Here is a 13,165-nt window from a genome sequence, read left to right as displayed (position 1 = left end):
GTTATTCCTTATTCAGCACCTGGATGAACAGCTCCAGAAAAGCTTTGCTGTCCACCTGTTCGCACACATTCATATTGGGGCTATGATTGAGGCGGTTCTGCACATCGCCCACCGTTTGTCCGTCACATATGCGACTGGAGGTTTCCACGTCGACATACAACGACGAGGTATCTACTAACCTCGAATTCAATGCGACACCCACGGCAAGCGGGTCATGAAGCGCACACGCTTTTACCCCGTTGCGTTCTTCATAACGCTTGGTATAAACGGCCGTACTTTCAGCTACATAATTACGAATTGTAGGATGGGACAGACGAGCAATATGATCGGCAGTCAGCAGAGCCTTCCGTGTTACATCCAGTCCCACCTGTATCAACCGGCCAAATCCTGCATGAAATACGATCCGTGCGGCTTCAGGGTCAGCATACATGTTGTACTCCGCTACAGGTGTAATATTGCCGCACCCGTGAATAACACCGCCCATAAAAATGACCTCATCGACGTGATCCGTCAGTTCGGGACACTTCAGCAGCGCCAGTGCCAAATTGGTGAGCGGACCGGTGCAAATGAGCGTCACTTCCCCCCGGTGAGCCATCACGGTATCAATGATGATATCCGGCGCAAAACCTTCGGATGCAGACATCGCTGGGACTACTCCACTCAATGCACCTCCAATGCCGTCTTCTCCATGGACACGGTGCTCGTGCAGACCTTTACGTATTAAGGGAGCCTCCGCCCCCCGATAAACCGGAATATCCGGTCTATCCAAAAGGTCGAGGATTTTGCATGTGTTCAATGTTGCTTGTTTAAGTGAGACATTACCGCATACTGTAGTAATCGCTTGGATATCCAACTGACCACTTTTGGCGGCCAGTAAAATCCCCAACGCATCATCAATGCCCGTATCTACATCTAATATAACCTTTTTCATTACTGTGCTACTTCCCGGTTCCAGCGATCTGTCCATGCCTTGATATGATCATTAACGAACTTCATATCCAGCTTGGTCAACTTATTCACTACATCTGTACCGTACGTAATTCCTTCTGTATCCGCACCGGACAGTACCACCTGCGTGTTCACCGGAGAATCAACTTTCGCCTTGGCGGATTTTTCTTGAACTTCCTTGCTCAGCTGCCAGTTGATAAATTCCTCAGCCAGCTCCTTCTGGTCGGAGCCTTTCACTACATTAATCGTGTTCATGACTGCGTAAGCACCTTCACTAGGAGCTACAAATTTCGCTCCTGGCACAGCCGCCTGCAAATCTTTGAAGTACATTTCCATGATCGGACCGCCCGCAATTTCTTGTTGACTAAACATGTTTACAAACTCGGACGTTTTGCTATAAAACTTAACGATATTCGGACTCAGCTCTTTCAGTTTTCCGAAGGCTTGGTCTTCATTAAACTCCTTACTACCCGCTACCTTGGAGGCTGCATCTACCATCATCGGTCCGGCAGTCGCCGTAATATTCGGCAAAGTCACGTTTCCTTTGAACTCAGTTCCCCACAGGTCAGCCCAAGAGGTCACATTCTTTTTCACCAGCTCCGGATTATAGGCAATACCGAGACGCCCGACCGTATAAGCAGGACCATACTCCTCACCCAGCGGCGCTTTGGCAATATCATAAATTTGGTTCAGGTTCGGCACCTTGCTGCGATCCAGCTTCTCAAACAATCCCTGTTGGATTCCCTGTTGAGCATAATAATCAGACAGATAAATCAGATCGACATCTGTGCTGCCTTGACTGATTTTGTTCAACCGTTCCGCGTTATTTCCAATTTCGACTACAATGTCAACGTTATGTTCTTTTTCAAAAGGCTCGTACACTTCTTTGTTAAAAAAATCCTCGGAAAAGCCCCATGTGGAAATAACTAGTTTCTTTTTCCCATCAGCTGAACCATCTTTTCCATCTGTCTGACCGCCAGTAGCATTGCTGCCGCAACCTGCCAGTACCACGGATGCCAAGGTCACAGCCATAAACCCTTTAAACCATTTTTTCATATGAAACTCCCCCTATTTTTTTATTATGCACACCTTATGACACAAAAAAGAAAAGTACTCTTGTAAAACAAGAATACTTTTCTTCGTAAACAAAGAATAAGTTGATCCCGCTGCGCGTTATAACAGGTTCTCCCCTCAGATAGATCCGAAGCGAAAAGCCGAATATCCAATTTTATTAGGATTCTTTCAGTATGATGTTCGTAATTGCCCACTGCGTTGCTGAATCATAATCACGCAGTAAAGCTTCTATATCGAGCTCCATATCCTCAATCAGCTTCTCGCGAAGTCTCTTCTTGTACAGCATGGACATTCGGAAATCCACTTCCAGCTTCAAGCCGGGGGCTTCCACTTCCAATGCCGCCGAGCGTGGAGAACGCCGGTGCTTCGCCACAAAGGTAACAATGTTGTTCTCAACGGTGGCCCGCAGCAGCGTGGTCCCGAAGCCGAACAGTTCCTTTGAAACTTCATTGTAAATCTGGCACATCCGCTTCTTGCTTTCGTTACTGTCGAGCAGCGTCATGAACCCACCCTCATCAGCATATTACGTACAATCAATCTTTCAACACGATAGATTATACATAAATATACGATAAATAGCAAACGAAAATCCCTAATCTAATAACATATGATGCGAAAAAGCGAACAATATGTCGAACTTTGTAGCTTTTCAACATTTTTACACTTTTTCGTCTAACCCTTAAGTTTCCGAACACTGCTATATTCCCCGTAGGAAAATTAAAGTAGAATACAAAGTCGTTATCGTCATCACTCTGGGAGAATATTTTTTTCTACTACTATATATGTAGTTTTTATTTAAACGCATTTAACCGTACCCCGCGGGAGCCCCCTAGCGATTGTACGTTTTTTTTATGTTATGTAGCTGACTGGCCAGATGGGAACCCCTTCAAGAAAAAGCCGATTGAATCCACGAGGACACTACAAGAGTAGCTGGCCACAGCAGCATAAAGTTAGCTATGATATACGCCTTTTTAAAAGCATAACGATGATAAAAATACCAACAGCTCCATGAGATAAATACTCCTATCGGGTAGCTCATTATGACATAGGCAAAAATATAACTGATGAGATAATCTCCAGCTGTTGGTGCATCGAAAGAAAATGCGACCACCATCAGCATGGCCGGATAGGCAAATAGCGTTAAGCCATAAACGATATTCAATATAAGTAAAATGACAAATGCATTTTGATCTTTCATGATGTTCTCCTAACTATTGCAGTTCACCTGTATCACCATTGTGCAGCCCGTTTGCGTCTCTCCTCACGCCGATCAGCTTCTTCCATTTTCCGAATATAACGTTTCAACTGCTCTTTATGATCGTCCAATTCTTGTATTCGTACCGTGGTTCCTTGGAGAAACGTCTCCATTTTACGTGTTAATTCAGCAGCCGATTCGCCCCTCCAGTCTTGCAGACGACCATATATATTTCTCATCTGCTGCTCCTGATGCTGAAGTCTTTGCTTTAGCTGCTCGCACTGCTGTACAGCCCTACGCAGATCCCCCAGGCTCAAAGATATTCTACTCATCTCTTTTGCCTCCCGTTGTGTTCTTCCAGCTGCTCTTTTTATTGATCCACCATCGTAAATTCCTGGCCCTTGCGATCTATATACTCTGCTATCTCTGTAATCGATTCCTGATACCAGCGATTAATCCGATCCAGTGTCGCCGTAGCACTATGCGCAAGCGGGGTCAAAGACTGACTTTCACTTGTCCCGATATGAGCCTGAAATAACTGGATGGATGCTCGGGTATCGCTAGAAAATCCATGCAGGCTGGAACGCATCTGGTTAACCGCATGCTTTAGCTCCTCAGGTGTTAATTGAATTGTGCCTGCATTCTTGTTGCCCACAAAATATGCACCGCCATTGAAGCGACCATTCTGTTGTCCTACTCCCAGGATATTCACTCCCAGTGCATTAGCAGCAAACTGCCCGAAGGCCCCCATTTGTCCACCATAGCGTTCAACCAGATCGCCCATGACTTCCTTGAGCTCTGCTCGCGCGGCCAGCATCTGCTCGTATGCCTGCACCCGTGGATTGCCTTCCACCAATTGACCGTCCATGGTGTACAGTGGATTGCTGATATTGCCATTTTCATCAAATGTAAATTTTTCCATGCTATGAGTGTGCTCTCCACCTAATACAGAATTATAGAATTTGGTGAATGCATCTTGCTGTATCATAGGCAATGTAATCGGAACATAAACAATAGGAGTCCACTTGGGGCCAAGAAAAAGTCTTTCCAATTCGGTTTTTCTTTCCAAGGGAATTGAAACAGGAATAGTAAACTTGGCTACATTGGCAGTCTTATAATCACTCCCAATATGATACGTTTCCCCCACATGTTGGTTAGCCTTAGTGGCTCCCCCACCAACGCTATCTCCGGGATGGGCAAAAGCCACATTAGTCTTCTTGAATTCTCCTGCTTTTACCCTCTTTTGAAGATCTTCAGGCAATAAATGTACAATGCTCGGAGCAGCAAAACTCACAGATGATAAACCATTCTTCACTGCAACATATTCTGCTTCTGCACCGCCTAAAGAATGACCTGTCGTAGATATTTCGGCAGCGGGATACTTCTTCTTCACTTCGTCGTACAGTGTTTGAGCTTTTGTAAATTGATTATCCTGATACTGGGCCTCATACTGATGAAATGAACTTTGTACCTGTGGGGGGGAATTTTTTATCTCTTCTTGATTATTTACATAATAATCGTGAAGTTGATTTAAATTTTTTGCTCGTCCGCCCACGACATCGCTAATATCCGTTCCTATGTCCATCGCTCTACTCCATATTGGTCTTCCTCCTGGTTCAGTTCCCCTATACCCTATAATCACCTGATTGCTATTCTCATTCTGAAAAACGGTCGCATCAAATCCAGAACCATTCGTGTCATGTAATAGTTTCTCGTCCAACTTAACAGCTTTCCAACCAGGTATGCTTTCACTCTCATAAGCCTTTACATCATTACTTCGCAAATATACTCTTTCTGCTATGTGCCAATAAGTCTCATCTGTGATATATTGCACCTTTTCCCCACCTTGTTTAATTGACCTATATATTATAAAGTTATAAAAAGCTATTACTACCAAAAAAGGAGAAACATAATATGAAAAAGAAAATCGGGGTTTATACCCTTATCCTGGTTTCCATCCTTGTAGGAGTTTTCTATTACATACAGTACACATCAAATGCAGAAAAAAAAGAACTTGTCCAAACTGTCGCTCTACCTCTTGGGAAAGAATATATTAAACAATACTATAGCGCAGACTTCATATTGAAAGATTATGAATTCAATGGCCCTTATGTTCACTCTACGGTTTTTCTTTATGGATATATAAAGGGACATGAGGGTCAAACAGTCTCCATCACCTATGACTATAAAAAAAAGGAAATCATAGATGTGAGTGGACCCGGTTGGTTCATCGATAGTCGGAATCCCAAAAAGAATAATCCCTAATTTTGAAAATTAAAATAATTACACAAAAAAAAGCGCCCGTGATCAATCTCTATAAGGAAATACATTTTTCCAATCTAAGGAAGTAAAATCATTATAATACTTCCTATTTACTTGGGGTATAGTTGAAAGTAAAAATAAGTATAAAGTCGTTGGTTACTGCATTTCTGGTCGCGGTTCATACTTAATAACGATTAGGACTTTGTAACTGTATGTTAGAAGAGATTTGCGTATATGAACACAATTTTTAAACGTTGTACCGAGCTAATCCTTTTATTAAATAAATGAGCTATCCTACTATTATTATAAAAAGCAATAATGTTATGAGTTTATAGTCAGGAGATACTAAGGAGAAGAATTCAACTTGAAGAAGAAAAAGGATTGGGGAAGCATCTTTATAGTAGTTTCAATCCTTGTAGGAATCTTTTATTACATGCAATATACGGAGGATGTACAAAAAGAAGAGTACGTCCAATCCGGCATACCTATCGGGCAAGACTATATTAGGAAATACTATAATGCTGAATTTATATACCAAAATAACGACTTTATTGGTAGTTACGTTAACTCTACCGTATATCTCCGTGGCTACATAAAAGGACATGAAGGCCAGATAATCTCAATAAATTACGACTATAAGAAAAAAGAGGTGCTCTACGTGACTGGACCGGATTGGTTCATCGACAGTAGGAATCCTAATAAGATTGTTCCGCCATTCTAAAATCAAGTCTGTATTCAAATAATTAGTCCCATTACAGATGATTTTTTCCTAAATATGAGGAAATAGTATCATTATAATACTTCCTGTTACTGAGAGATATTTGCAACAAAAATAAGAACCAAGTCATTGTTCACTGCATTCTGGTTGTAGTTCACATTAAATTATAAATAGCATGTTAGGGGAATGTTGCGTAAATGAACACAATCCTTAAATGTTGCACAGTTCTCATCATAATATTAACTATTCTAGGCGGTTGTGGTTTTTCTACCGCTCAAGAGGAAGAGATAGTGGAGTCTGCTACTACTGTCAGTATCAAATATATTAAAACTCACTATAATACGGATTTCGTATTAAAAAATTACAATATTGAAGAAAACAGTGTCTTTGCAAGAGTACATCTTTACGGCTATATAAAAGGAAACGATACAGACTTAAGCTAGGATATCCTATGACTTGGACTCAAAAGAAATCGTCAATGTTACGGGACCCGATTGGTTTATTGATAGTAAGGTTATAGATAAGAATGCTCCTTATTCCTAAGAAAGCGTGTAGCATATTCACTCCCCATTCTAAGGAGAATAATTCAACTTGAAGAAGAAACAATTATGGCTTTTTGCCTTTATATTACTTGTCATTCTGGTAGGAGTCTTCTATTACATGCAGTACACATCAAGTGCAGAAAAAAAAGAACTTGTCCAAACTGTCGCTCTTCCTCTTGGGAAAGAATATATTAAACAATACTATAGCGCAGACTTCATATTGAAAGATTATGTAATCAATGGCCCTTATGTTCACTCTACGGTTTTTCTTTATGGTTATATAAAGGGACATGAGGGTCAAACAGTCTCCATCACCTATGACTATAAGAAAAAGGAAATCATAGATGTGAGTGGACCCGGTTGGTTCATTGATAGTCGGAATCCCAAAAAGAATTAGAATATTGAACCATAATGCAGAAAAGGCTCCTTAGGAGCCTTTTCCACTCGTTGCTAAACATATTTAGTGCTCTTCACTTTGGGTGCTATGCTTAGTTACATGAATAAAGGGATATTCGCCTTTGCTTATTTTACGTTTCCATTCTTGAATCATATCCTCTTGGGTAGGCGGTTTCTCATTCACGATTGCTCCTGTAGTTACTTTAGCCATATTCTTTACCCTCTCACGATGGATTAGTTATTGCGTCTTTATCTTTTCTCCAGTCATTTTAATGTTACCATCCATTTCTACCAAACTCGTTTTACATTTTAACCCGATGGTATCTTTCGCGGTGACTTGTATTGTGTTACCCGCATTGAATACTAAGTTTCCATCAGCCTTAACACGTATGTCCTTTTTACTCCGCAGTTCAATTCCATGGTCATCCAGCAGTCGAATCACCACTTCATCGTCATTCCCCGTGATTAAAATTTCATTTTTCTCAAATATAATGGCTTTGCGGTACTTGGTCATAAAGATCTTCGTCGATGGGTCCTTAATAAAGTCGCCCCCTTTGGATCTTTTGCGGATCGAGTGAGTTACAATGGCGTCTTTTTCTTTAGCGGTTGGAAAGTAGATATCTACAAAGTCAAACAGCTCCGGCATGCAGTACCATCCCGTATTCCCTTCCGATGTATAAAATGTAGCCGTTGGAAAAGCGCAGGTTTCCTTGACGTTAGGCTTGACCTTGTCCATTTCATAAAAGAAAACATTCACATGGTCCTGCTCGATTCCAATAACCTTCGATTTTAACGAGATGCCACGAATACTCTCATTTACAATCAAATCCTGTTTCATTCCATCCGATGTGGTCAGCACATATTCATGCCACAAGACACTATGGCGTATAAACGCAACAGACTGCAGGACGTATAAGGTTTTCCCTTTGAATTTGACCTCTGCGCCAATATGCAGCAGAACATCTTTGGCCCCTGTCGTTTGTATTTTGTAATACAAAAGGTTGTCTTCCTTGCTGGCCCCTGGCTTGGTTTTTCTGGTCATCGAGTAGTTATACTGTTTGAGCTCACCTTGATTGACACCATCCGGTAATCCAAAATAAAACTGAGGTTTTTCACCAATCGGATCAGGTATTAGTCCCCAACCAAGCCGAGACGCTATACGTTTTAGAAATGACCAGTCCGTTTCGTCGAATTGCATCGTAAATTCCTGTAGAAGCTGATCTTTTAAGCGGCTCGTACAATTCGCTTTGGGATATGATTTGAGTACATGTTCAAGCAATGCCTGCACCTTCATCTTCACATTTTGAAAGGATTGTCTATGAGGTATTTCATCCATCTGGCATGTATAAGATAGAGCTTCGACAACCAAATGAGCTACATTGGATACCATCTTGATTCTGAACTGCGTGACTGGCCCTCGAAATAGCACACTCTGGTTATGATCGTCATTCATATAAGAAACAACTAACTTCGCCCCTGCTTCCATATGATCTGTATATTCTTCCATTTGAGCACCCGTTAACACACCTGTCAAAAAGACCTTCACATGCTCATTCATTTTCTGTACAACTTTAACTTTTGGATTTTTAAGAGATAAAACTGTTCCATTATACTTGATGATTGGATATCCCATGTTACCGCTCCTCTATGTCGGTTAGTTTACGTTTATCCGTTGTTTGCTTACGTATTGAATGACAGCTTTAATGGTTTGATTATGCCCCTGATCGTTAAGAGCCTCATCTAATGCAGAGAGCGTGGTAAAGGTTTTATTTTTCTTTTGAAAATATATGTCTGCTATAGGGAATTGGTCAACTCTACCAGGTCCATGAATCCCGTTGTCAACATCGGCAATGATGATAACATCCTTCAATCCATCCTTATTGACATCCTTGAAGGCCACTGCTTCTACTCCTCCGTAACGTGCAACCCACTCACGGTTCCCGTAGAAATCCGGGAATGGATACAGAATATGTCCTTGGTCATCCAATAGGAAGAAAAAGAATTTACGAAAACCTTCCGTATACCCATATGTCGATACAAACCGTACTTTCCCAAAGCCTTCGAAAGTAGTTTGAAAAGACTGCGACTCTTCAATTTCATATTGGTCAGTATTCAACTTTTCACCGCCAACTGTGGAAACAGACTGATCCTCAACGGAACTTAACTCACTCCATAGTTCCTCATTTTGCCTAATATTCTCTGGAATTTGTGCAAAACGAATTTCATACTCCGCATGGTCCCCTACTACATGTGCCATAGGTACACTCATCCCCAATGAATCATTTGTGAAATAACTAAACGATTCCATTTCTACTTCCGCAAGCGAACCTTTGGTTACATCCGCATTTGTTAACAATTGAATCAAATCATCTTTTGTGAAATCACCAATTAATCCTTGTTGCTCTGGCTGAACAGCTGTAATCTTCCTGCTTTTTATAAGCTCAATAAAAGGTTTCTCGACCTTTACCAAATCTCTCAACCTTATTCTTAAAACCTGCTTCATATCCAGGTTCGTCGTATAAAACATATGAGTAGGATAGGCTGCGTCCTTCACATAATGAATACCCGTATATTGAACACTCAAGAATCGTTCACTTTGTCGTTTGATCTCATAATCAATTTCGACATGGACTCCAGCATTGGAATCCGCATAGTTTTGTAATCCTTCTAAAGCATCAGTCTTAAGAATTTGGTTTAAAGATTTCTGCTTTGCAATATCCTTGAGTTTTATAATTTGAGGGTATTTAATCACGATCCCATTTTTTGAATATTCCTCTTGAATGAGTTCATAACTTTGCCGTTCACTATGAGTATTTGAGGCCATACTATATTCAGAATCAATACGAACTTCTCCACTTTTTGAGAACTCAATGATAATGTTCTGTTCAGAATCATCACTGCTTATTAAGAAACCATCGCCGTGGTCTAATACTTCGATACTCATGCTATCATGTTGTCGATTTTCTAAAATAAGCTCATCCACATCCTTGGTTAATTCCCACGAATTCGGGAGCTTCATCTTACCTACATCTATGCTTTTCTGCGTCCATTTTTGTCCAGACAACTTCCACAAATCAACAAATACGGGGTATGGATGATAAATGGAGACATGCCCCCCTAACCACAACTGTATACCGTGCTCTGAATCTCGAACCACAAAATCTGTAGTTAATTCTGCCCCGCCATCCTCAAGCATCTGAGCGTGTACAAGCTGCTTCGTACTCCACCACTGAATAAATGTGTATTTATCTCCGATTGTGCCTGTCAGCGTCGTAGGTGCTCTGTAATTTACAACTCTAACGTTTAGCCGTCCACTTTTTAACTGGAACGATTGTGTTATCACAGTAAGTTTGTTATCAAACTTTTCTGCAAATTCTCCGTCCTTCATCTCTACACTTTCTGGTTCATTTAGCAACAAATTAAGATCCTGTGTGAAGTCCTGTAGCTTGTTTTGTCTGACATCAGAATTCATATTCTCATCGTTAATTATATGAAGTGTCTCTAGCAACGTATCCAACTTTTTAGAATAGGAAATCGTTTTGGCTTCATTTTGGAGAGAACACGTATGATTTGTTGCTGCTTTTGAAGAATCATTTCCCTTCGTACATCCGTTCATTACTAAATAGGAAATTAGTAATAACAGCACGTAACAAATTCGCCCATGCCTCAAGAGACTCACGCTGGATATCACACTCTCTACAATTTATCGTTCATCTCTATACTCATAATCTTCCACTTGTCTGACTGCTTTTCTAACGTAAATACAAGTCCTTGGTTTGATTCCTCTTCTTCTGAGTTACTCTTTACCAAAAACGCCCGCTGATTAGCCTTATTAGCAATCTCTTTTATATTTAGATCTAATCCCGTATAGTCCATAGCGGAAAAATCTATAATATCTTCAAAATTATTTTTTAGACTTGCTGACAAAGCAGTGAATTCCTCCATTTCGGGCAAGTGTATCAAGAAGCGATTCATAAGATAATGATCTTCCAAATAATTTTGAATAATATCTTTAGGAACCATGGGGTATGCAAATTTTTTAGTTTCATTCTCATATAGTACTTTTGTTTTTTCTGGTCCGGTATTGTCGAATTTTTGATAAGTCATTATCGTATGTTGTTGAGTATCCTGAAAACGGTAGTAACTCACATCCTCAAAAACACCATCTTTATTAATGTCCTCTAGCTTCCTGCTCCCTTGCCCTGTTGCTTCTGGATAACTGTAATTAAGGTTATTAATTTGGTTATGGTCCAAAGCAAATATAGAGAAGCCTTCTGCCTCATTCACTTCGCTAGTTGAATATACTACGATAAATTTTTGTTCTGTTTGATCTAATTCCATAATTTTTATGTCTGTATTAAGATGCGCAACCATAACTGGGTCCTCTAATTTACCAATGATATGATAGCCAGCATCCTCACGGACTACAAATATGTTGTCATTTTCCTCTTTTTCTAATCCAAATGCGAGTACGTATTCCATCTTTCCATCAAGGTCCAAATCTGCTTTCAATATTTTCTGAAGGTGCTCATCCTTGGGTTGAATTTTCTTTATAAACTGATCTAATGTGTCAGAATCTGTAGCGCGAGCACTACTTATTTTATTTATTGGAGCAACAATATTGCTATTTTGATCTAGTTCTTGAGCAGCAGGCTCTGGTTCAGTCACAGCTTTTTGCTCTACCACTTGAGTGCTAGGTTTGATGGGATCAACTGCCTGCTGCTTCTCATTCGTAGATTTTTCCGAACATCCATTCAATAGCAGGCTAAATAACAATATTAAAGATAATATTCTATTTTGTTTTATAAAGTTGATTTCAAAAAACTCCTCTCTCACATTGTTCATTGCACGTTTATACGTTGTTTGCTTACGTATTGAATGATATTTTGAAGTGTTCGATTGTGGCCTGTTTGATTGATATTCTTATCCAATTCAGATAGGGTAGTGTACGTATTGTCCTTTTTCTGAAAGAAAATCCCCGCGATAGGGCGCGTTTCTATTCCGTGCGCATTTACCCCTGTGATATAATCTGCAATTATGACAATGTCCGTACGCCCGTCATGATTTAAATCCTTAAAGCTTACTGCTTTAATCCTGTCAATCATCCTACCGTTGTTACCATAAAATTCGGGGAATTCGTATAAAATCTTATTATCCCCATACTTTTGGCTGTTAACTTCCAAAAAAAACTTTGCTTGTATCAGATCATTCGTACCCTCATCTTTCAATGTGGATATAAACTTTACTTCCCCCCTTCCATTAAGAGTGGTGGTAAACGATTGTTCTTTTTGGATAGTATATGGTTCCAGATCAGGATCGGGCTGAGCATCTTCTTCTACATAATCAGCACTACGTTGCTGCTCCACGGATTTCTCCATGTTATATTCGATAAAAATATTATCTACTTTCTCTGTTTTAGTATCCCAATAAATATTCAAATGTAGGCCATTTTTGGAGTAAACCAGACTTCTATTTGTTATGATACTTGGTTGACCGTAAAGTTGTAGCACTTTACCAAGGGTATCACCAATCTTCAATCCTCTTTTGGTTTTAAACTTGGGATTTTCCAAGCTCACGGCTACTAGATAACTTTCACCATCAACTAGCTCCTCCCCTTCAAGTTCAATTTTAGATAAGACTACAAAATCAATTTCTGGATCTTCATAGTTAGGATAGGACAGACTCCATCTTCTATAGGTCCCATTCCCACTAACATATCCCCTGTTGTTAGCTTCAAATCCTTCACTGTAACCCCACTTATGGATAAGTTCTTTAATATCCGTATTCTTATCAATCTTATGTGATCGATATGAGACTTCAAAGTCGTCGTCCTGAAGGGACTCCGGATCGGCAGATGCAATATTCTGGGCTTTTTCGACTTTTTCACCTCGATAGTTCCCTGTGCTCTGGTCTTTGACGCTAACTGTTTTCTCACTTTTATAATTATTGATATCTGTGGAACCGCACGCAGTTACTCCAAAAATCATTATAAGCATTATAATGAAATAACCGTAACTTGGTTTGTACACT

14 protein-coding genes are annotated in these 13,165 nt (G+C 40.2%); 3 read left to right on the top strand and 11 right to left on the bottom strand.

What is annotated here, in order from left to right:
- Position 1: 1 nt before the first annotated feature.
- From WA407_RS01775 to WA407_RS01750, 6 genes are all read right to left on the bottom strand, one after another.
- Positions 2-931: a nucleoside hydrolase gene (locus WA407_RS01775; protein WP_235306600.1), complete on the bottom strand. Its 930-nt coding sequence runs from the start codon at positions 929-931 to the stop codon at positions 2-4.
- On the bottom strand, positions 931-2,004 hold the full coding sequence (locus WA407_RS01770) for an ABC transporter substrate-binding protein (RefSeq protein WP_061830502.1): 1,074 nt from the start codon (positions 2,002-2,004) through the stop codon (positions 931-933). The genes WA407_RS01775 and WA407_RS01770 overlap by 1 nt, the downstream gene beginning before the upstream one ends.
- Before the next feature lie 175 nt (positions 2,005-2,179).
- Entirely contained in the window at positions 2,180-2,524 is a 345-nt protein-coding gene (locus WA407_RS01765) for a hypothetical protein (protein ID WP_013373571.1), read from the bottom strand.
- A gap of 384 nt (positions 2,525-2,908) precedes the next feature.
- Positions 2,909-3,220 (bottom strand): hypothetical protein, encoded by a 312-nt coding sequence (locus WA407_RS01760; RefSeq protein WP_322171960.1) that lies wholly within the window; start codon positions 3,218-3,220, stop codon positions 2,909-2,911.
- Between the two features lie 32 nt (positions 3,221-3,252).
- The gene (locus tag WA407_RS01755) at positions 3,253-3,549 is read right to left on the bottom strand and encodes a WXG100 family type VII secretion target (protein ID WP_014278615.1); all 297 of its coding nucleotides are present in this window, start codon (positions 3,547-3,549) and stop codon (positions 3,253-3,255) included.
- A 38-nt stretch (positions 3,550-3,587) separates the two neighbouring features.
- A complete protein-coding gene (locus WA407_RS01750; protein WP_336076655.1) occupies positions 3,588-5,051 on the bottom strand; it encodes a lipase family protein in 1,464 nt (487 codons plus the stop codon).
- A gap of 80 nt (positions 5,052-5,131) precedes the next feature.
- Between WA407_RS01750 and WA407_RS01745 the strand changes: the two genes are divergently transcribed.
- From WA407_RS01745 to WA407_RS01735, 3 genes are all read left to right on the top strand, one after another.
- The gene (locus WA407_RS01745) at positions 5,132-5,482 is read left to right on the top strand and encodes a hypothetical protein (protein WP_061830507.1); all 351 of its coding nucleotides are present in this window, start codon (positions 5,132-5,134) and stop codon (positions 5,480-5,482) included.
- A gap of 361 nt (positions 5,483-5,843) precedes the next feature.
- Positions 5,844-6,200 carry a hypothetical protein gene (locus tag WA407_RS01740; protein ID WP_235306604.1) on the top strand — a complete coding sequence of 119 codons (357 nt, stop codon included), beginning with the start codon at positions 5,844-5,846 and terminating at the stop codon, positions 6,198-6,200.
- 588 nt (positions 6,201-6,788) lie between these two features.
- Entirely contained in the window at positions 6,789-7,136 is a 348-nt protein-coding gene (locus WA407_RS01735; protein WP_442952017.1) for a hypothetical protein, read from the top strand.
- A gap of 63 nt (positions 7,137-7,199) precedes the next feature.
- Here WA407_RS01735 and WA407_RS01730 read toward each other — a convergent pair whose 3' ends face one another.
- From WA407_RS01730 to WA407_RS01710, 5 genes are all read right to left on the bottom strand, one after another.
- Positions 7,200-7,346: a hypothetical protein gene (locus WA407_RS01730; protein ID WP_235306605.1), complete on the bottom strand. Its 147-nt coding sequence runs from the start codon at positions 7,344-7,346 to the stop codon at positions 7,200-7,202.
- Between the two features lie 27 nt (positions 7,347-7,373).
- A complete protein-coding gene (locus tag WA407_RS01725) occupies positions 7,374-8,768 on the bottom strand; it encodes a phage late control D family protein (protein WP_235306606.1) in 1,395 nt (464 codons plus the stop codon).
- Positions 8,769-8,789: 21 nt separating this feature from the next.
- Positions 8,790-10,751, bottom strand: a complete 1,962-nt coding sequence (locus tag WA407_RS01720) for a DUF4163 domain-containing protein (RefSeq protein ID WP_442952021.1) — start codon at positions 10,749-10,751, stop codon at positions 8,790-8,792.
- Positions 10,752-10,831: 80 nt separating this feature from the next.
- Positions 10,832-11,980: a hypothetical protein gene (locus WA407_RS01715; RefSeq protein WP_235306608.1), complete on the bottom strand. Its 1,149-nt coding sequence runs from the start codon at positions 11,978-11,980 to the stop codon at positions 10,832-10,834.
- Positions 11,977-13,131, bottom strand: coding sequence for a hypothetical protein (locus WA407_RS01710; protein ID WP_336076654.1), 1,155 nt, complete (start codon positions 13,129-13,131; stop codon positions 11,977-11,979). The genes WA407_RS01715 and WA407_RS01710 overlap by 4 nt, the downstream gene beginning before the upstream one ends.
- Positions 13,132-13,165 lie beyond the last annotated feature (34 nt).

The sequence above is a fragment of the Paenibacillus sp. 203 genome (genome assembly GCF_037027525.1).
GTDB lineage: Bacteria > Bacillota > Bacilli > Paenibacillales > Paenibacillaceae > Paenibacillus > Paenibacillus polymyxa_B.
Note: the sequence above shows the minus strand (reverse complement) of the source record. Positions and strands in the feature narration are given on the sequence as shown.